The organism is Erwinia rhapontici, assembly GCF_020683125.1.
GTDB lineage: Bacteria > Pseudomonadota > Gammaproteobacteria > Enterobacterales > Enterobacteriaceae > Erwinia > Erwinia rhapontici.
In genome coordinates this window covers 442,119-460,415 of sequence record NZ_CP085627.1, presented here as the reverse complement: position 1 = coordinate 460,415, position 18,297 = coordinate 442,119, and the positions used below count along the sequence as shown (strand labels likewise).

Below are 18,297 nucleotides of genomic sequence, written 5' to 3'. Positions count from 1 at the left end.
CTTGAGCCCTGATTCATTGACTGCCATTGTCAGCCTTAGTGGCTCTAAGTGGCGACGATTGTATCGAATTTCAATGCGGCTGTAAGGAACAACGTAAAAAAAGCTGAATCAGCGCGTTACTCCGGGTGGAAAATACCGATAACTTGCTCATTTTCGCGCACCTGCTCACGAGCCTGTTTATCCGCTTCACGCATCTGATGGCCGCACTTTACGCACTCCACCACATCAATATTATTTTCCCGCCACAGGGCGAGGGTGTCTTTTGCCTGGCACTTTGGACAAGTCGCACCAGCGATAAAACGTTTACGCATAGTATTATTCCCTATGAAATTTGGCGTTATCGGCGATGAGCGTTCGATTACGATAGCCAAAAATTAATCCGCCTCATCCCAGCCATCATATTGCCGCTTCTCATGCTGCATCTCAGCCTGGAAGATATCTTCCAGCTCGCGTCTAGCCTCTTTCACTCTTGAAATCTGCTGGCTGTCGGTATGATTTGGCATCAGCTCACGCAACATTCTCATATCCAGACGGCGGAAATGTTGCTGGGCACGGAACGCCTGATGCGGATGCATACCCAGCGTCATCAGAGTCTTACGCCCCAGTTCCAGCGCACTGCTGAACGTTTCACGGGAGAACTGCGTCACCCCCGCCTGCAACAGTTCATGTGCTTCAACACGGCCACGTGCACGCGCCAGGATCTGCAAGTGCGGGAAATGATGCTGACACAGATGAACGATCTCCATCGCATCTTCCGGGCCGTTGCAGGTTATCACGATAGACTGCGCCGTTTCTGCTCCCGCGGCACGTAATAACTCCAGCTCGGTGGCATCACCGTAATACACTTTGTAACCATATTTACGCATCAGGCTGACTGCACTGATATCACGTTCCAGTACCGTAATGCGCTTTTCATTGGCCATCAACAAACGCGCCACAACCTGACCGAAGCGACCAAAGCCCACCACAATTACCTGAGGCTTATCATCTTCAACAAAGGGTTTTTCCTGGCTGTCATCCACTTCATTAAAGCGACGCTCAAGAATTTTATCCACGCCCTGCATCAACAGCGGTGTGGTCATCATCGACAACGTAACCGTGACCAGCAGCAATGGCATCTGATCGCCACTGAACAGCTTTGCTGACGCTGCCGCAGAGAACAACACAAAAGCAAATTCCCCGCCCTGGCTGAGCACCCCGGCAAACTGCAACCGCTCAGAGCTGCGCAGGCCATAGATGCGTGACAGCAGATAGAGCACCGCCGTTTTCACCGCCACCAGGGTCACAACGCCTATCAGAATCTCAACAATATGGGTATAGAGCACACCGAGGTTTAACGCCATGCCTACCGAAATAAAGAACAATCCGAGCAGTAGTCCTTTAAAGGGATCGATGGCAATTTCCAGCTCGTGGCGATACTCACTCTCCGCCAGCAGGATACCGGCAATAAAGGTGCCCAACGCCATCGACAGACCGAGCGCATCCATAAACAGCGCCGACCCAAGCACCAGTAGCAATGCCGCCGCAGTGAAGACTTCGCGCACACCGGAGGCCGCAATAAAACGGAAAATGGGCCGCAGCAGATAGCGTCCGCCGACCAGCATTCCGCCAAACGCCAGTACTTTCATGCCGACCTTCATCCAGTCGGTATGACCACTGTCGCCGCCTGCCAGCAGCGGCACCAGCGCCAGCGCCGGGATCACCGCAAGGTCCTGGAACAGCAACACGGAAAAACCGAGCTGGCCTGACTCATTGCGGTTCATCGCTTTATCGCGCATGAGCTGCAACGCCATTGCCGTTGAGGACATCGCCAGGCCGATCCCGCCAATGGTCGCCGCCTGCCAGGAGAAATCGGTCAGCCACAGCAGCCCGCCCAGCACCAGCGCACTGAGGATCACCTGAGCAGCACCGACACCAAATATCGAACGCCGCAGCTCCCATAGTTTGGAGGGTTTCAACTCCAGCCCGATGATAAACATCAGGAACACCACGCCCAGCTCGGAGAAGTGCAGGATCTCATCGACGTCGCTGATGAAACCCAATCCCCAGGGCCCGATAGCGATCCCCGCCAGCAAATACCCCAGCACCGCGCCAATCCCCAGGCGAGCGGCGATAGGCACTGCAATCACCGCCGCAAACAGATACACCACGCCTGCGGTCAGAAGACTTTGACCTTCCATCTACACTCCTCCGTGTGGCAACGGGTTGGACAACCAGTCGCCATAGGCACGGGCATAATTTTGCATGACATCAGCGGACTGGCGACGCGCCCAGTAAATGATCATAGGCGTCATCCAGTGCATATTGCACATCTGTGCGGTCAACTCGAAAGGACGCATAATGTCCGACATCGGATAACGGTTCAGCCCTTCCTGATGGTAAGCCGCTTCCGGTTCTCCAGTAGTGATCACGCTGCGCCAGTATTTGCCTTCCAGCACATTACCGCCCACCCCGCTGGCAAAGCCACGTGACAGCACGCGGTCCAGCCACTCTTTCAGCAACGCAGGGCAACTGTAGGTGTAAAGAGGATGTTGAAAAACGATGATATCGTGTTCACGCAGCAGTTGCTGCTCACGGTGAATATCAATAAAAAAATCCGGATAGTGTGCGTACAGGTCATGCACCGTCACATGCTCAAAATGACGCGCCGGCTGCAACAAAACGCGATTAGCAATCGAATCCTGAGACTCCGGATGGGCGTACAACAGCAGGACTTTAGGCAGCTGCGACATCATTCCCCTCCAAATCGTCGTCATGGCGGGATATTTCCGCTACCATGCTCGACGCAACGGAACTACTTGATTCCGCAAAACTGATTATGATGGTGTAATTTAACATACTCTGAACTTACGGCGCTTATGATTGTATTCTCCTCGTTACAAATTCGTCGCGGTGTCCGCGTACTGCTGGACAACGCAACAGCCACGATCAACCCCGGTCAGAAAGTCGGCCTGGTCGGCAAAAACGGCTGTGGCAAATCGACGCTGCTGGCCCTGCTGAAAAACGAGATAAGCGCCGATGCCGGTAGCTTCAGTTACCCGGGTAACTGGTCGCTGGCGTGGGTCAATCAGGAAACGCCAGCGCTGGACGTTCCGGCCATTGAGTATGTTATTGATGGTGACCGCGAATTTCGTCAGCTTGAATCTGAATTAGCCCATGCAAATGAAATTAACGACGGCCATGCCATCGCCACGCTGCATGGCAAGCTGGATGCGGTTCAGGCCTGGACCATTCAGTCACGCGCCGCCAGCCTGCTGGACGGCCTCGGTTTCAGCCAGGAACAATTACAGCGACCGGTGAGTGATTTCTCTGGCGGCTGGCGTATGCGCCTTAACCTTGCGCAGGCACTGATCTGCCGCTCAGACCTTCTGCTGCTGGATGAACCGACCAACCACCTTGATCTTGATGCCGTGATCTGGCTGGAACGCTGGCTGAAAAGCTACAGTGGTACGCTGATCCTGATTTCGCACGATCGGGACTTCCTTGACCCGGTGGTCGACAAGATCCTGCACATAGAGCAGCAGTCCATCTTCGAGTACACCGGCAACTACAGCTCGTTCGAAATTCAGCGTGCGACCAAGCTTTCACAACAGCAGTCGATGTTCGAACATCAGCAGCAAAAAGTGGCGCACCTGCAAAGCTTTATCGATCGGTTTAAAGCGAAAGCCAGCAAGGCGAAACAGGCACAGAGCCGCATCAAAATGCTGGAACGTATGGAGCTTATCGCCCCGGCTCACGTTGATAACCCGTTTACCTTCAGCTTCCGCGAGCCTGAAAGCCTGCCGAATCCCCTGTTGAAAATGGAAAAAGTCAGCGCGGGTTATGGCGACAGAAAAATCCTTAACTCGATCAAACTCAACCTTGTACCCGGCTCACGTATTGGTCTGCTGGGGCGTAACGGCGCAGGTAAATCAACGCTGATTAAGCTGTTGGCCGGTGAACTGGCCCCGCTGGAAGGGGATATCGGGCTGTCGAAAGGCATTAAGCTTGGCTACTTCGCCCAGCATCAGCTGGAGTTTTTGCGCGCCGATGAGTCCCCCATTCAGCACCTGGTGCGCCTGGCACCGAAAGTGCTGGAACAACAGCTGCGCGACTATCTTGGCGGCTTTGGTTTCCAGGGCGATAAAGTCACGGAAGAAACACGCCGTTTCTCCGGTGGCGAGAAAGCGCGCCTGGTCCTGGCCTTAGTGGTCTGGCAACGTCCCAACCTGCTGCTGCTGGATGAACCGACAAACCATCTTGACCTCGATATGCGTCAGGCACTGACCGAGGCACTGATCGATTTCGAAGGCGCTCTGGTTGTTGTGTCGCATGACCGCCATCTGCTGCGCTCCACCACCGACGATCTCTACCTGGTGCACGATGGCAAAGTCGAAGCCTTCGAAGGAGACCTGGAAGATTATCAGCAGTGGTTGAGTGACCTCCAACGTCAGACCAGCGCAGAGGCCGCCCCGAAAGCCGACAGCGCCAACAGCGCTCAGGCCCGTAAAGACCAGAAACGCCGCGATGCCGAACTGCGCACCCAGACTCAGCCACTGCGTAAGCAGATTGAGAAACTGGAGAAGCAGATGGAAAAGCACAACGCCCAGCTGGCTGACGCGGAGAGTAAACTGTCTGAAAGCGCCATTTACGATCAGAGCCGCAAAGCCGATCTGACCGCTGCACTGCAACAGCAGGCAACGGCGAAATCAGCATTGGAAGAGTGCGAAATGGAATGGCTGGAAGCGCAGGAAGAATTAGAGTCGATCATGAACGCCTGATGCAGCAGTCCGGGCGCGGCATGCCACGCCCCAACGACACTGATTTATCGGGATAACGCACTCTGGGACACAACCCGACGCGGCATACCGCGCCACTACGACACTGATTTAACGGGATAACGCACTCTGGGACACAACCGGGCGCGGCATGCCACGCCCCTACGATACTGATTTATCGGGATAACGCACTCGGCGACACAACCGGGCGTGGCATGCCACGCCCCTACGACACTGATTTAACGGGATAACGCACTCTGGGACACAACCCGACGCGGCATACCGCGCCACTACGACACTGATTTAACGGGATAACGCACTCTGGGACACAACCCGACGCGGCATGCCACGCCCCTACGACACTGATTTATCGGGATAACACATTCGTAGGGGTCGGGCATGCCCGACCCGCATCTCGTTACTGCGCCGCCAGACGCTGGCGAAGCGCGGTCAGATCTTCAACGTTATGCAGCTTTCCATCCAGGAAACGGATTTTCAGCTCCCCACCCTGCTCCTGCTGCCAGCTCTGACCGTCCAGCAGACGATATTTCCCTTCATCATCTTTTTCCACCCGTAACAGGCCCCGCGCAGAGTTTTTCATGCCATTGTCCGTTTTCGGCTGTTTGAAGATCTCACGCCCCTCACCGTTCACTTCGCCATAGGTCGCTTTCATCGCGAAACCAAAGGTGTCACGCGTGTTGTACTGATAAGTATAAGACCCGACGCCGAACACCACATTGCTGCTGGCAAAACCTTTGGCCTCCAGACGGCTCAGGATCAGATTGGCACGCTCAAGCGTAATCGAGTCGCCGTAAATCAGGCCAACATGCGGGTCCAGCACCTTGTAGCCCTTCGCATTGATCGTGCCGCCGAAGATCTCCCACAGCACTTCGACGGAGCCTTTCTGTTGTGCACTGCGTGCCGGATCGCGGTCGGCATCGTCGCCGCTGCCGCACAGTATCTCCACCGGGTCACCGCTGTCAGGGCGGAACACCAGACGGCCTTCACGCGCCATGATCTCGGGTTTGAGCTCGCGGCTGTATTCGGTCAGTACTTTCCAGTAATCCCAGGTATCGGACACCACCGAAACAAACCCGGCCGGATAAAGCTCCGTCAGCAGACGACGGAAGGTGGCGATCTCACCCTGCTCCTCACCCATGCACATCACGCTGTGCTCGGTGGCAGGAATACTCCCGGCAATAAACGTCCCTTCTGCCGGGCGGTAGTACTGCTGCGCATAGAGAATAGAAGGCAGACTGTCAGTACCGGTAAAACTCAGCAGGTGGCCCACCCCCGATTGTGCAGCATCATGCAGGCCTGACATGCCGCGGAACGAGAAGTCATGACACTGAAAATCGACATGTGTCATATCGTCACAGGTCCGTTCCGCCCACTGCTGACAAATCTGGCGATAGTGGTGCGCCACGGTAGCATTGGTGGAAGACTTCCACAGCTCTGCCGACATCACGCTCTCAAGGTAGTTAACCAGCCAGAAAAACTCATCCACGGTATTGGTGATGGTCAGCACCGGAATTTTCATTGACACTTTGCTGCCTTCATCCAGGCTTTTGATCGCCAGCGGCAAATAGCCCAGGCGATGCAGTGCGCGGATATGCTCCACGCTGACGCTATTTTTTCCCAGGTAGCTGTCCATCAGTTGCTGATACTCGCCCACCACCTGCTCTTCCGGCTGGGCAAAGAATTTGTCGTTAAACAAATCGACCATAAACCACTGTAAAAAACCCTGCAGGCCGAAAAACACCAGCGCATCATCCGCCAGCGGTGAGTGGAAATAACGATTTCCACGCGGGGTAAAGTTGGAGTACACGCGGTTCGTTCCCGCCGGGTACTGTTCGCGATGTGTGGTTTTGTAGCCGTCGATAGCCATAATCGGATTAATTTGCATGGGATGCTCCTTCACTGCGGTAAATGGTGTCGATATCAATCAGTTCTACACGTTCCTGCGCCAGTTCATGTCCCGCCAGTGATGTGGTGGTCCAGATGCGGTCGATCCCCTGGCTCAGCAGGTGATCCACTCCTTTGCTGAACAGGCCGTGCGTGACATACAGGCTGACCGAACGCGCCCCGGCAGCACGCAACACCGCAGCTGAACCGATAAAAGTGCCTCCGGCATCGCAGAGGTCGTCAGCAATCAGCACGTCCCGGTTCATCACATCGCCTTTCAACAGCTCGAATCCGCTCAGTGCACCGCTGGCAATATCACGGTGTTTGCCCAGAATGCCGTATTCCGTGGCGTTGACCTGCTGCGCCAGCGCATGCACCTTCTTCAACGCACCTGCATCGGGCGCAACCAGCATCATGCCTTGCGCCAGTTCAGCGCGCAGCGTAGGGCTGTGGATCAGAGCGCGATGCTGTGGGATCGCCACCAGACGGTCAACAACGCCTGCGGCCACATCGCTATGCGGATCAAGCACCACTACGCGGTCAAAGCGCAGTTGATTAAGAAAACCGGCAAACACTTTCAACGCAAAACTGTCACCGTCACGCATGGTGCGGTCCTGGCGGGCATAGGGCAGCCACGGCAGCTCAAGAGTCGTCTGGCGCAGCAGGCAGCGCTGGCGTACCGCATCCAGTACCTGCGCGACCAGCATCAGGTCATCCAGAGTCTGCATCGCACTGGCACGCAGCGTCAGAATGGTGGCCTGCGGATCAAGCGACGACAGCACACGTCCCCAGACCGCACCGTCAGGAAAGCGGCCGCTTTCCAGCGCGGCCTCCTGACCATCGAGTGTTAATTGCAGTTTCATCATCGCAGACTCCTATTTACCAATTAATGTCTCAAGGACATTTATATAATTGTCCAAGAGACACTAATTAACAAGTAAAAAATAACTCGCGGAGAGAAAAACTGGTTAACACCATGATTTTAAATCAAATAAATCTCATCAAAAAAGCGGCATGATTGAATCATTACGCCGGGGCTGGTAGTGTGTCCCAGCGACACTTCCTGCAGGAACCCTATGATGTCATCAGAAGAAGAGTATCTGGCGCAGTACGATGCCTCACGCTATGCCGCACCGCTTGTCACCGTCGACAGCGTGCTGTTTACCCTATGGCAGGAACAGCTGTGCGTGTTACTGGTACAACGTGCTAATCATCCGCAACGGGGATGGTGGGGGCTACCGGGAGGGTTTATTGATATGCAACAGGATGAATCCACGCGTGCCACGGCGCTGCGTAAACTGCGTGAGAAAACCACGGTCAATCCTCCGTGGCTTGAACAGCTGGCAACCTGGTCAGGGCCAGATCGAGATCCCCGCGGCTGGAGCCTGACCACTGCCTGGTATGCGCTGATCGCCGCGGAAAATTGCCGCGCAGAAAGTGAGGACGTGAGCGATGTGCAGTGGCAACCGCTGGCCGGGCTGGCACAGCGCAGCGATATCGCCTTTGACCACCAGCTGATTATTGCCGAAGCCCTGCAACGGCTGCGGCAAAAAACGCTCTACTCCCTGCTGCCCGTCTACTGCCTGCCTGCCGCCTTTACCCTCACGCAGTTGCAGGACGTAACCGAAACGATCCTCGACCGCCCGGTGCAGCGTAAAAGCCTGATCCGTCGTTTTGAGGCCTCAGCGATGTTTGAGGAAACCGGGGAAAGCGTGGCGACGGGCGCGCGAAAGGCCAAACTGTATCGCCTTAAGCCGGGTGCGGATGTTCATACCTTCTCCCGCAACCTGATGATCGACAATTAAAACGGCCTTGTACCGGGCTGCGACTGTGTTGCTGCGTCTCCTCGCGCCTTGTCTCGCTCCGGTACAATCCGTTTTGTTAAAAGGGCTTGTCCCCTAATATCGTTGCTCTGTGCATGATGCGGCGTGCCGGTAAATAATCCGCATTGGCATAATGCTGCGTCACACGGTTATCCCAGATGGCCACATCACCCACCTGCCAGCGCCAGCGCACCTGGAAGTCAGGTTTGGTGACATGGGCAAACAAGAAATGCAGCAGCGCATCACTCTCCTTCTCTGTCAGATCGACAATACGCGTGGTAAAGCCTTCATTAACAAATAACGCCTTTTTACCGCTGACCGGATGGGTGCGGATCACTGGATGTAACACGGGCGGATTCTTCGCCACCGCCTGCTGCCAGCGCTGATGTTCTTCCTCACTGCCGCGATATTTGTATTCCTGGAAGGCTTTGCGGAAATCATGCTCGGCCTGTAACCCACCCAGCAGCACCTGTAACGGTTCAGACAGCGCGTTATACGCAGCGATCCCACTGGTCCACAGCGTATCGCCCCCGGTTTCGGGTAACTGCTTCGCCGCGAGGATCGCCCCGGCTGGAGGGGTTTCAATAAACGTCACATCGGTATGCCAGTTGTCGTTATCCGGCGGGTTATCGTCATGGGTATCCAGCACGATAATCTCCTCCACATCCGGCGCATGCGGATAAACCGGGTGAATATGCAGGTCGCCAAACCGTGCCGCCAGCTGGCGATGCTGCTGCGGGGTTAACGGCTGGTCACGCAGGAACAGTACCTGATGGCGGATCAGCGCATGATAGAGCTGCTCAAACTGCGCATCGCTTAACGGGCGGGTCAAATCTACATCGCTGACCTGGGCACCAATATAGGGGCCAAGCGCCTGAATTTTAATACGTTCGTTCATTGTTGTACTCCATGCCAGGGGGTAAGGCGGCGCTGCAAGGCGCGTAGCCCCAGCTCCAGCGCAAAAGCTATCAGGGCGATCACTGAGATACCGGCCAGCACCACATCGGTGGCGAGAAACTCGCCAGCTGACTGCACCATAAAGCCCAGTCCGCGGGTGGCGGCGATCAGTTCAGCGGCCACCAGCGTCGACCAGCCGACGCCAAGACCAATACGAATGCCTGTCAGGATTTCCGGCAGCGCACCGGGCAGAACCACATGCCACAGCACCTGCCAGCGGCTGGCACCAAGTGAGCGGGCGGCACGCAGACGGACCTGCTGAGCACTTTTTACCCCGGCCACCGCCGACATCGCGATCGGCGCAAAAATCGCCAGGTAGATCAGTAAAATTTTTGAGGTCTCGCCAATACCAAACCAGATCACCATCAGTGGCAAATAAGCCAGCGGCGGCACAGGACGGTACAGCTCAATCAGCGGGTCGAGAATGCCGCGCACGGTGTCATTCAGCCCCATAAAAATGCCCACCGGAACGCCAATCAACGTCGCGGCCAACAGCGCAATCACAATGCGCGTCAGGCTCGCACCCAAATGCTGCCACAGCGTGGCATCCATAAATCCGGCCGGGCTGGCGATGGTCAGTAACTGGTGTAAGACCTTCTGCGGCGGTGGCAGAAACAGTGGCTCAATCAGCTGTAAGGCGGTCACGGCCCACCACACGGCCAGCAACACCAGAAGTGTACCCACGCTGAGTGTCAGCTGACGCGACAGCGGCCAGCGCCATTTCACACGGCGCACCGTGCTTTTTTCGTTAATCAGGGAGCTCATGCAAATACCTCACGCTGCTGGAACACCCGGCCGAGTACGTATTCACGGCGTTCAATAAAGGCAGGATCGGATTTAATCGCGCGGCAGGCTTCCCCCGCTGCATAGCGGCGGCCAAAGTCGAGTGACAGGCGTTCGACAATACGGCCCGGCCCCGGAGACAGTAGAATCAGTTCGCTGGCGAGGAACACGGCTTCCTCAATATCGTGCGTAATCAACAGAATCTGTTTGCCAGTGTCGCGCCATAACGTCAGCAACAGTTCCTGCATCTGCTCGCGGGTAAAGGCGTCAAGTGCGCCGAAGGGTTCATCGAGCAGCAGCAGACGCGGGTCAGCCGCCAGTGCGCGGGCAATGCCAACGCGTTGACGCATACCGCCCGAAAGCTGCCAGATAAAGCGTTTTTCAGCACCCTCCAGCCCGACTTTTTTCAGCATCTGGCGTGCCACTGCCCGGCGGGCATTTTTTTCCACTCCTGCCAGCTGCAGCCCGAATGCAACGTTATCCAGTACATTGCGCCATGGCAGCAGCCCTTCATGCTGAAAGACCACGCCCCGGTCGGCGCCCGGTCCACTCACCGGCTGGCCGTCCAGCGTAATGCTGCCACTGTCTGCCGGAATAAATCCGGCAATCAGGTTAAGCAGCGTCGTCTTACCACAGCCCGATGGGCCCAGAACCACTACCAGCTCTCCATTGCCGATCGACAGGTTGATATCCTGTAATGCCAGTTGTCCTGCATAGCTGGCGCGAAGATGAGAGACTGACAGCATGATTCTGGCTCCTGTTATTGTGCGAGGGGTTTCACAAAGCGGTCGGTGACATAGCTGCTGTAATCCGTTGCGATGTCCGGCACTTTGCCCTGCTCCTTCAGGAACTGGGCCGTATCCACAATCGCCTTGTTAACCGTGCCGTTAAGCTGCTCCACCTGCTGTTTCGCTGTCAGATAGGTATTTCCTTCCACCAGAACCGGAACGTCGGCATTCGGCACACCGCTGAAGCGCGACAGTTTGGTCAGGTTATCGTCCTGCTTCAGCCACTGCTGCGGGTTATCAAGATAGGCTTTCTGCGCGTCCAGTGCGCTGCGGGCAAAGGCAGTCACCACTTCCGGATGCTGCTGGGCAAAGTCTTTACGCACTACCCACACATCCAGCGTTGGCGAACCCCATTTCCCGACCTGGGCGGAATCGGTCAGCACCTTGCCGTCTTTCTCCAGCTGATTCACTGCCGGAGCCCAGACGTAAGCACCATCGATGTCACCACGCTGCCAGGCTGCAAGAATGGCCGGGGGTTGCAGGTTGATGATCTTTACCTGGCCCGGCTTAATGCCCCAGTGCTTCAACGACGCCAGCAGACTGTAATGCGTGGTTGAAATAAAGGGCACGGCGATGCGCTTGCCAATCAGGTCTTTCGGACTCTTGATGTCTTTTTTCACCACCAGCGCTTCGGAGTTGCCCAGTTGGGAAGCCAGCAGGAACACCTCGATAGGCAGTTTTTGACTGGCGGCGACCGCCAGTGGGCTGGAACCGATATTGCCGATCTGTACGTCGCCGGAAGCCAGTGCGCGGATCACGCTGGAGCCGCTGTCGAATTTACGCCAGTCGACTTTCGCCCCGCTCTCTTTGGCAAAGGTGCCGTCAGCCTGAGCGACTTTTGCCGGTTCTGCTGATGTCTGATACGCGATGGTGACATCGACTGCCTGAACGCTGAGTGCTGTCAGTGACAATGCCGCTGCCAATATTGAAAGTGTGAATTTACCCGCCATAGCCCGCTCCAGAGATTATTGTTATTGGTGAACACCTCCTTTGTAACCGGGCGCGGCTATCGTAATAAAGTAATTAAAAATTCTTTTTTATATCAAAAATTGCTTAGGGAGAATTGTGAATTGATTTGCCAAAAAATGGTAAAAGCCTTAGTTAAGCGTATTTTCAGAATAAGCAGGGTTTACGCACTGCGCATTTCCCTTGCACCACAGTCTCAACGCCAGGCGACTGCCCTGCAAAAAGAGATGGCCGATACCATCAATCAAATGCTGAAACGCAAAGCCTGACGGCCATCAATAGCGGAAAAACTACCGACATATGCGTTACAAGCACTGAACTCCGCCTTCGCCCAGCAGCATTTGCGCCTGCTGGAAAACGATACGCTGGCGTTCGAGACCGACCTCACCGTGCTGAACAGCCTGCTGAAAACCGATGGGTTTAAGCCGTAATCGGGCCGGGTATGCCCGGCCCCTACGGAAAATGAAGAATATCGTAGGTCCGAAGCACGACGTAGAGGCGGGGAAGATCGTAGGTCCGAAGCAAATACCGTAGGGGCAAGGCACGCCTCGCCCGCGGTTTTAGTGCCAGATCAGCAATACGCAGGCCGCTGTTAACAACCCCATAAAAACATTGAAAAGGGTCCAGGCCCGGCGACTGCGCAGAATGCGGCCTATCAGCGTGCCGAAGCCTAACCAGATCACCCCGGAAACCACATTGACCAGCGCCATGCCAATACTGATGGCAATCACCGAGTTTTTGTAGGCTTCACCGGCCAGACTGAAGCTGGCCACGGCACCCAGTGCCATTAGCCAGGCTTTCGGGTTAATCAGTTGCAACAGACCGCCCTGCCAGAACGGCATCGGCGCTGCGGGTGCGTTACCCGTTTCCAGTTTTTCGTATTCCGCGCTGCCGATTTTCCACGCCAGCCAGAGCAAATAGGCACTGCCCGCTATTTTCAGGAACAGATGGAGGGAAGGATAAAGCAGAATCAAACCACCCACGCCAAAGGCCACCATCAGCAGCATCACCTGCATCCCGATCATAATGCCGATCAGTAACATCAGAGAGCGCAGAAAACCAAAGTTAGCACCTGAGGCGGTGAGTAACATATTATTAGGGCCTGGCGTAATCGCCGCGACCCACAGAAAGCCCAGCATTGATAAAAACAGACTCAGTTCCATAGAACGGGTGCTCCCCACCCCTCTGAAAAATTAACAACCTGACGAAGCTAACAGCGTGCTATGGATCCTACAAGCTCTAACCCGATAAATTTTAGCCCCCTGACGGATAACGCTTTTCGTCCACTAATGGGCACCAGCAATCCGCATCTGCAAACCATTCTGCCGCGCCTGATCCGTCGCCGCATTACCCTGCAACCCCACTGGCAGCGCCTGACGTTACCGGATAGCGATTTTGTCGATCTGGCATGGAGTGAAGATCCGGCGGCCGCACGCCACAAACCCCGAGTGGTCCTGTTCCACGGGCTGGAGGGCAGTTTTCACAGCCCTTATGCGCACGGCCTGCTTCAGGCGTGGAAAGATCGCGGCTGGCTTGGCGTGGTGATGCATTTTCGCGGTTGCAGTGGTGTACCGAATCGGCTCAACCGTATCTATCACTCCGGTGAGACAGAAGACGCCAGCTACTTTTTGCAGTGGTTGCGCGATGAATGGGGACAGGTTCCTACCGCCGCGGTGGGGATTTCCCTGGGCGGGAATATGCTGGCCTGTATGATGGGCAAGCAGGGCGAGGGCTGCCTGCTGGACGCGGGCGTGGTGGTTTCCGCCCCGCTGATGCTGGAACCCTGTAGTCTGCGGCTGGAGCAGGGATTTTCACGCATCTATCAGCGTTATTTGCTGGGATTGCTGAAGCAGAATGCCGAACGCAAACTCCGCGCGTGGCCGGGAACACTCCCTGTCGACCTGGCTCAGCTTAAATCGCTGCGCCTGCTACGCGACTTTGACGATGCGATCACCGCGCGCGCGCACGGCTTTGCGGATGCCAGCGACTACTATCATCGTTGCAGCGCCATGCCGTTGCTCCCCGGCGTGCGTAAACCGTTATTGGTGATACACGCGAAAGACGACCCTTTTATGACCCCTGAGGTCATCCCTGATCCGGCATTACTGCCCGCCTGTGTTGAGTATCAGCTGACGCAGCACGGTGGACACGTCGGTTTCGTCGGCGGCACGCTGCGTAAACCTGCGATGTGGCTGGAACAGCGCATCCCTCAGTGGCTTAACACCTGGCTGGAGAAATGATGATTATCCCCTGGAAAGACCTTGATACCGAAACGCTCGACAATTTGATTGAATCCTTCGTGCTGCGTGAAGGCACCGACTATGGTGAACAGGAGCGCTCGCTAAAACAGAAAGTCGACGATGTCCGTCGCCAGCTCAACAGCGGCGAGGTGGTGCTGGTGTGGTCGGAATTGCATGAATCCGTCAACATCATGCCGCGCGGCCAGTTTCGTGAATAAATAGTCGTGAATAAGTAAACGTGAAGCCATAATGACTTGGACGGGTAAAACATGTTACCAATGATCCGTCCGTCCGACCTTTATCAGGGAGTTGCACGCCATGTCAGCCAAACATCCGGTCATCGCCGTCACCGGCTCCAGTGGGGCAGGAACCACCACCACCAGCCTGGCTTTCAGGAAGATTTTTCAGCAACTTAATCTGCGGGCAGCCGAGGTCGAAGGGGACAGTTTCCACCGTTTTACCCGCCCGGAAATGGATATGGCAATCCGTAAAGCGCGCGATATGGGAAAGCACGTCAGCTATTTTGGCCCTGAAGCCAATGACTTTGGCCTGCTGGAGCAAACGTTCAGTGAATATGGTCGCAGCGGTAAAGGGCAGTCGCGCAAATATCTGCACACCTATGATGAAGCCGTACCCTGGAACCAGGTGCCGGGTACATTTACCCCGTGGCAGCCGCTGCCTGAACCCACCGATGTCCTGTTTTATGAGGGTTTGCATGGCGGCGTAATGACTCCGCTGCACAACGTGGCAGACAAGGTGGACCTGCTGGTCGGCGTGGTGCCTATCGTTAACCTGGAGTGGATACAAAAACTGGTGCGCGACACGGGTGAACGCGGTCACTCGCGTGAAGCGGTCATGGATTCAGTGGTGCGTTCCATGGAGGACTACATTAACTTTATTACGCCGCAGTTCTCACGCACTCATATTAACTTCCAGCGCGTCCCCACGGTGGATACCTCTAACCCCTTTGCTGCTCGCGGCATCCCCTCTCTGGATGAAAGTTTTGTCGTCATCCACTTTCAGGGGCTGGAAGATATCGACTTCCCCTATCTTCTCTCCATGTTGCAAGGTTCGTTTATCTCGCATATCAAAACCCTGGTGGTACCAGGTGGAAAAATGGGACTGGCAATGGAGTTGATTATGGGGCCACTGGTCAAACGCCTTATCGAAGGCAAAAAAATCGGCTGACCCCATTTATCCTGTTATCGCTTCATCAGCAGGCGGTGGATAAAGCCGGTATGCAGCCTCACCCCGATTTTTAGCGCATCTTCGTCAAGGCGAAAATGGGGGTTATGCAGCCCCCGGCAGGTCCCTTTTTCCGGGTTGCCCGACCCGACCCACAGGAAACAGCCCGGCACTACCTGCTGATAGGCTGAGAAGTCCTCGCAGCCAAACATTGGATGCAGCATAACCTGCAAGGCATCATCCCCCAGCGTGGCAATCACATTATCCACTGCAATACGGCAGGCGTCCGGGTGATTAACCCCGGTGGTGTAACCCGGCGTCCATTTCAGCACGTAGCTGGCCCCTGCTCCCTGCGTCATTCCGTCCAGCTGCTGTGACATCATCTGCGGGATAGTGTTACGCGCACTCTGGCTGAGCGTGCGCAGCGTGCCGCGCAGATGCGCCGTGTCAGGGATAACGTTATAGCCGCCGTCAGCCTGAAAACTCGCGACCGTCAGTACGGCACCTTCGTTAGGGTCAAGACGACGTGAGACAATCTGCTGAAGTGCCTGCACCACTCCTGCGCCCAGCGTCACCGGGTCGATACTCTCCTGCGGCATCGCTGCGTGGGCGCCTTTTCCCTGCAGGGTCAGGTCGAAGTTATCGCTGGCAGCGCTGAAGACGCCCTCTTTCACAGCCACCTGGCCGGTAGACAGTCCCGGGAAAACATGCAGACCGAAGATCATTGATACACCATTCAATACGCCCAGCTTAATCAGCTCGCTGGCCCCGCCTGGCGGCACTTCTTCCGCATGCTGGAAAATAAAGCGCACTTTGCCGGCAAGCTTACTCTGCTGCTGGCACAACACCCATGCCGCCCCCATCAGCATTGCCGTATGCGCATCATGCCCGCAGGCATGCATCACACCGCGATTGCGCGAAGTGAAAGGTTCACTGTTCAACTCCTCAATAGGCAGCGCATCCATATCGGCCCTCAGGGCAATGCAGTCACCACTACGCGGCCCCTCAAGTTCAGCCAGTACGCTATTTGGCGTCGGGCGACTAAGTGTTAATGGGCCAAACTTTGCCAGTTCAGCGGCAACATAGTCTGCGGTGCCATGCTCGTGGAAAGAGAGTTCGGCATTCGCGTGAATATGCCGCCGCCATTGCAGCACCTTTGGTGTGACATCCTGAATCAGCGTCTCGATAGTCATCATGACTCCTGGTTAATTAAATCTGACAACGGCAGACCAGGCAGCAACAGAGAATCATGGGCAAACGCCGGACATTCAGCTGTTGTTTCGCCAGCCTGCAGCAAATTAAGAAAGGAATGTAGAACGAGGGAAATATACCGCTGATGTTATTCGCCTGCCGTGGCGTGAAATGCGGGTAGAGAGAGGAATAGCAGGATGTGTACGCTACGTTCTGTCAGCTGTGGGTAACGACAACGAACATCGTTACCCATAAGAAACCAGCTTCAGGTCAGATCTGTCACTTCATAGCTGTGCGTCATTTTCACCGCGCTCCCCAGCATAATCGCCACCGAGCAGTATTTCTCCGCAGAGAGGTCGACCGCACGTGAAACGGCTTTATCCGTTAACGCCTTGCCGCTGACAATAAAGTGCAGGTTAATATGGGTGAAAATACGCGGTGCCTCTTCACGACGTTCCGAGGTCAATTTAACTTCACAGTCGGCGACATCGTGACGGCCTTTCTGCAGTATAGACACCACATCAATCGCACTGCATCCCCCGGCAGCCATCAGCACCATCTCCATCGGGCTGGGTGCTTTATCCCCCGCGGTGCCATCCATCAAAATCTGATGGCCGGATGAGGATTCTCCCAAAAACGTCATCCCTTCAACCCACTTAACTCGTGCTTGCATCACAAAATCCTCTCATTGATTCAGTTACCGCAGAGTACGCTGCACTCACAAAAACGGCAACGTTGCCTTTTTCGAACTATGCTGAAGCGAGACAACAGAAGACAGTCTTGTAAAGCTGTGCTACAAACGAAGCTGCAATATTTTACTGGCATAACAATGCACGGTAAAAACGGGACGACAGCACGAGCCATGCTCTTAACAGAGGCCCGTATAATTTCCCTATGGGAACGCTTGAATATTTCAACGCCTGGCAGGGATACATCCCCTGATACCCAAAAATATTTCGCGCTTCAGGCCAGCGGCAACGCATCTGCAGCACGCCGAATACAGGGTATATTTAGGCACGATTACAACAGAGGATAACAGCGAATGGTTCTCGGCAAACCGCAAACAGACCCTACACTCGAATGGTTCCTGTCACATTGCCATATTCACAAATATCCATCCAAAAGCACTCTGATTCATCAGGGTGAGAAGGCGGAAACCCTCTATTACATCGTTAAAGGATCAGTAGCGGTGTTAATCAAGGATGAAGAAGGCAAAGAGATGATCCTCTCCTACCTCAATCAGGGCGACTTCATTGGCGAGCTGGGCCTCTTTGAAGAAGGTCAGGAGCGCAGTGCATGGGTACGTGCGAAAACAGCCTGTGAAGTGGCTGAAATTTCCTACAAAAAATTCCGTCAGTTGATTCAGGTGAATCCTGACATCCTGATGCGCCTGTCTTCACAGATGGCGCGTCGCCTGCAAGTCACATCAGAGAAAGTGGGTAATTTAGCTTTCCTTGATGTGACCGGACGCATTGCCCAAACGTTGTTGAATCTGGCGAAACAACCGGATGCCATGACGCACCCGGATGGGATGCAGATCAAAATCACCCGTCAGGAGATCGGCCAGATCGTCGGCTGCTCCCGCGAAACGGTGGGTCGTATTCTAAAAATGCTGGAAGATCAAAACCTGATCTCAGCACATGGTAAAACCATTGTTGTTTACGGAACACGTTAACCGGCTCTGAACCCACGGCGCGACGCC

At 55.2% G+C, this 18,297-nt stretch carries 19 protein-coding genes; 7 read left to right on the top strand and 12 right to left on the bottom strand.

Annotated elements, in window-relative coordinates:
* Positions 1–116 precede the first annotated feature (116 nt).
* The 3 genes from LJN55_RS01965 to kefG form a co-directional block, all read right to left on the bottom strand.
* On the bottom strand, positions 117–311 hold the full coding sequence (locus LJN55_RS01965; RefSeq protein ID WP_133846693.1) for a YheV family putative zinc ribbon protein: 195 nt from the start codon (positions 309–311) through the stop codon (positions 117–119).
* A 63-nt stretch (positions 312–374) separates the two neighbouring features.
* Positions 375–2,180 (bottom strand): glutathione-regulated potassium-efflux system protein KefB, encoded by a 1,806-nt coding sequence (kefB, locus tag LJN55_RS01960; protein WP_133846692.1) that lies wholly within the window; start codon positions 2,178–2,180, stop codon positions 375–377.
* Positions 2,181–2,732 carry a glutathione-regulated potassium-efflux system ancillary protein KefG gene (gene kefG, locus LJN55_RS01955; RefSeq protein ID WP_133846707.1) on the bottom strand — a complete coding sequence of 184 codons (552 nt, stop codon included), beginning with the start codon at positions 2,730–2,732 and terminating at the stop codon, positions 2,181–2,183. It abuts the gene before it with no gap.
* Between the two features lie 126 nt (positions 2,733–2,858).
* On the opposite strand from kefG, the gene LJN55_RS01950 reads away from it, so the two are divergent.
* Positions 2,859–4,760 (top strand): ABC transporter ATP-binding protein, encoded by a 1,902-nt coding sequence (locus LJN55_RS01950; RefSeq protein ID WP_133846691.1) that lies wholly within the window; start codon positions 2,859–2,861, stop codon positions 4,758–4,760.
* Positions 4,761–5,175: 415 nt separating this feature from the next.
* Here LJN55_RS01950 and LJN55_RS01945 read toward each other — a convergent pair whose 3' ends face one another.
* Both LJN55_RS01945 and prs read right to left on the bottom strand, forming a co-directional pair.
* Complete coding sequence (locus LJN55_RS01945) at positions 5,176–6,663, bottom strand: nicotinate phosphoribosyltransferase (RefSeq protein ID WP_167864268.1); 1,488 nt, start codon at positions 6,661–6,663, stop codon at positions 5,176–5,178.
* A complete protein-coding gene (prs, locus tag LJN55_RS01940) occupies positions 6,653–7,528 on the bottom strand; it encodes a ribose-phosphate diphosphokinase (RefSeq protein ID WP_167864267.1) in 876 nt (291 codons plus the stop codon). The genes LJN55_RS01945 and prs overlap by 11 nt, the downstream gene beginning before the upstream one ends.
* Before the next feature lie 213 nt (positions 7,529–7,741).
* Here prs and LJN55_RS01935 point away from each other — a divergent pair, with 213 nt between their 5' ends.
* Positions 7,742–8,467 carry an NUDIX hydrolase gene (locus tag LJN55_RS01935; RefSeq protein WP_159337889.1) on the top strand — a complete coding sequence of 242 codons (726 nt, stop codon included), beginning with the start codon at positions 7,742–7,744 and terminating at the stop codon, positions 8,465–8,467.
* Positions 8,468–8,543: 76 nt separating this feature from the next.
* Here LJN55_RS01935 and tauD read toward each other — a convergent pair whose 3' ends face one another.
* The 4 genes from tauD to tauA are packed head-to-tail and all read right to left on the bottom strand — an operon-like array spanning position 8,544 to position 11,963.
* Positions 8,544–9,383 carry a taurine dioxygenase gene (gene tauD / locus LJN55_RS01930; protein ID WP_227535599.1) on the bottom strand — a complete coding sequence of 280 codons (840 nt, stop codon included), beginning with the start codon at positions 9,381–9,383 and terminating at the stop codon, positions 8,544–8,546.
* Positions 9,380–10,207 (bottom strand): taurine ABC transporter permease TauC, encoded by an 828-nt coding sequence (tauC, locus tag LJN55_RS01925; RefSeq protein ID WP_133846687.1) that lies wholly within the window; start codon positions 10,205–10,207, stop codon positions 9,380–9,382. Before tauC ends, tauD begins: the two co-directional genes overlap by 4 nt.
* Positions 10,204–10,971 (bottom strand): taurine ABC transporter ATP-binding subunit, encoded by a 768-nt coding sequence (tauB, locus tag LJN55_RS01920; RefSeq protein WP_227535598.1) that lies wholly within the window; start codon positions 10,969–10,971, stop codon positions 10,204–10,206. Before tauB ends, tauC begins: the two co-directional genes overlap by 4 nt.
* Before the next feature lie 14 nt (positions 10,972–10,985).
* Positions 10,986–11,963 (bottom strand): taurine ABC transporter substrate-binding protein, encoded by a 978-nt coding sequence (gene tauA / locus LJN55_RS01915; RefSeq protein ID WP_227535597.1) that lies wholly within the window; start codon positions 11,961–11,963, stop codon positions 10,986–10,988.
* A 27-nt stretch (positions 11,964–11,990) separates the two neighbouring features.
* Here tauA and LJN55_RS01910 point away from each other — a divergent pair, with 27 nt between their 5' ends.
* Positions 11,991–12,248, top strand: coding sequence for a hypothetical protein (locus tag LJN55_RS01910; RefSeq protein ID WP_227535596.1), 258 nt, complete (start codon positions 11,991–11,993; stop codon positions 12,246–12,248).
* 291 nt (positions 12,249–12,539) lie between these two features.
* On the opposite strand, the gene LJN55_RS01905 is transcribed toward LJN55_RS01910, so the two are convergent.
* Positions 12,540–13,142, bottom strand: a complete 603-nt coding sequence (locus tag LJN55_RS01905; protein ID WP_133846683.1) for a LysE family translocator — start codon at positions 13,140–13,142, stop codon at positions 12,540–12,542.
* A 60-nt stretch (positions 13,143–13,202) separates the two neighbouring features.
* Here LJN55_RS01905 and LJN55_RS01900 point away from each other — a divergent pair, with 60 nt between their 5' ends.
* The 3 genes from LJN55_RS01900 to LJN55_RS01890 all read left to right on the top strand — a co-directional run bounded on the left by LJN55_RS01900 (position 13,203) and on the right by LJN55_RS01890 (position 15,407).
* Positions 13,203–14,219 carry a hydrolase gene (locus tag LJN55_RS01900; protein WP_167864264.1) on the top strand — a complete coding sequence of 339 codons (1,017 nt, stop codon included), beginning with the start codon at positions 13,203–13,205 and terminating at the stop codon, positions 14,217–14,219.
* On the top strand, positions 14,219–14,437 hold the full coding sequence (locus tag LJN55_RS01895) for a YheU family protein (RefSeq protein ID WP_133846705.1): 219 nt from the start codon (positions 14,219–14,221) through the stop codon (positions 14,435–14,437). The genes LJN55_RS01900 and LJN55_RS01895 overlap by 1 nt, the downstream gene beginning before the upstream one ends.
* Before the next feature lie 100 nt (positions 14,438–14,537).
* Complete coding sequence (locus LJN55_RS01890; protein WP_133846681.1) at positions 14,538–15,407, top strand: phosphoribulokinase; 870 nt, start codon at positions 14,538–14,540, stop codon at positions 15,405–15,407.
* A gap of 14 nt (positions 15,408–15,421) precedes the next feature.
* Here the strand turns inward: LJN55_RS01890 and LJN55_RS01885 are convergent, their stop codons facing one another.
* Together LJN55_RS01885 and LJN55_RS01880 are read right to left on the bottom strand one after the other, a co-directional pair.
* A complete protein-coding gene (locus tag LJN55_RS01885) occupies positions 15,422–16,600 on the bottom strand; it encodes an amidohydrolase (RefSeq protein ID WP_159337863.1) in 1,179 nt (392 codons plus the stop codon).
* Between the two features lie 260 nt (positions 16,601–16,860).
* On the bottom strand, positions 16,861–17,268 hold the full coding sequence (locus LJN55_RS01880; protein ID WP_227535594.1) for an OsmC family protein: 408 nt from the start codon (positions 17,266–17,268) through the stop codon (positions 16,861–16,863).
* Positions 17,269–17,637: 369 nt separating this feature from the next.
* Between LJN55_RS01880 and crp the strand changes: the two genes are divergently transcribed.
* Positions 17,638–18,270 carry a cAMP-activated global transcriptional regulator CRP gene (gene crp, locus LJN55_RS01875; RefSeq protein WP_000242758.1) on the top strand — a complete coding sequence of 211 codons (633 nt, stop codon included), beginning with the start codon at positions 17,638–17,640 and terminating at the stop codon, positions 18,268–18,270.
* Positions 18,271–18,297 lie beyond the last annotated feature (27 nt).

Excerpts from the sequence above, each read along its gene's own strand:
- tauB (WP_227535598.1), bottom strand. The coding sequence starts at position 10,971 with ATGCTGTCAGTCTCTCATCTTCGCGCCAGCTATGCAGGACAACTGGCA.
- tauC (WP_133846687.1), bottom strand. The coding sequence starts at position 10,207 with ATGAGCTCCCTGATTAACGAAAAAAGCACGGTGCGCCGTGTGAAATGG.
- tauA (WP_227535597.1), bottom strand. The coding sequence starts at position 11,963 with ATGGCGGGTAAATTCACACTTTCAATATTGGCAGCGGCATTGTCACTG.
- LJN55_RS01885 (WP_159337863.1), bottom strand. The coding sequence starts at position 16,600 with ATGATGACTATCGAGACGCTGATTCAGGATGTCACACCAAAGGTGCTG.
- crp (WP_000242758.1), top strand. The coding sequence starts at position 17,638 with ATGGTTCTCGGCAAACCGCAAACAGACCCTACACTCGAATGGTTCCTG.
- LJN55_RS01880 (WP_227535594.1), bottom strand. The coding sequence starts at position 17,268 with ATGCAAGCACGAGTTAAGTGGGTTGAAGGGATGACGTTTTTGGGAGAA.
- tauD (WP_227535599.1), bottom strand. The coding sequence starts at position 9,383 with ATGAACGAACGTATTAAAATTCAGGCGCTTGGCCCCTATATTGGTGCC.
- LJN55_RS01905 (WP_133846683.1), bottom strand. The coding sequence starts at position 13,142 with ATGGAACTGAGTCTGTTTTTATCAATGCTGGGCTTTCTGTGGGTCGCG.
- LJN55_RS01935 (WP_159337889.1), top strand. The coding sequence starts at position 7,742 with ATGTCATCAGAAGAAGAGTATCTGGCGCAGTACGATGCCTCACGCTAT.
- LJN55_RS01895 (WP_133846705.1), top strand. The coding sequence starts at position 14,219 with ATGATTATCCCCTGGAAAGACCTTGATACCGAAACGCTCGACAATTTG.
- kefG (WP_133846707.1), bottom strand. The coding sequence starts at position 2,732 with ATGTCGCAGCTGCCTAAAGTCCTGCTGTTGTACGCCCATCCGGAGTCT.
- LJN55_RS01945 (WP_167864268.1), bottom strand. The coding sequence starts at position 6,663 with ATGCAAATTAATCCGATTATGGCTATCGACGGCTACAAAACCACACAT.
- prs (WP_167864267.1), bottom strand. The coding sequence starts at position 7,528 with ATGATGAAACTGCAATTAACACTCGATGGTCAGGAGGCCGCGCTGGAA.
- kefB (WP_133846692.1), bottom strand. The coding sequence starts at position 2,180 with ATGGAAGGTCAAAGTCTTCTGACCGCAGGCGTGGTGTATCTGTTTGCG.
- LJN55_RS01900 (WP_167864264.1), top strand. The coding sequence starts at position 13,203 with ATGGATCCTACAAGCTCTAACCCGATAAATTTTAGCCCCCTGACGGAT.
- LJN55_RS01950 (WP_133846691.1), top strand. The coding sequence starts at position 2,859 with ATGATTGTATTCTCCTCGTTACAAATTCGTCGCGGTGTCCGCGTACTG.
- LJN55_RS01890 (WP_133846681.1), top strand. The coding sequence starts at position 14,538 with ATGTCAGCCAAACATCCGGTCATCGCCGTCACCGGCTCCAGTGGGGCA.
- LJN55_RS01965 (WP_133846693.1), bottom strand. The coding sequence starts at position 311 with ATGCGTAAACGTTTTATCGCTGGTGCGACTTGTCCAAAGTGCCAGGCA.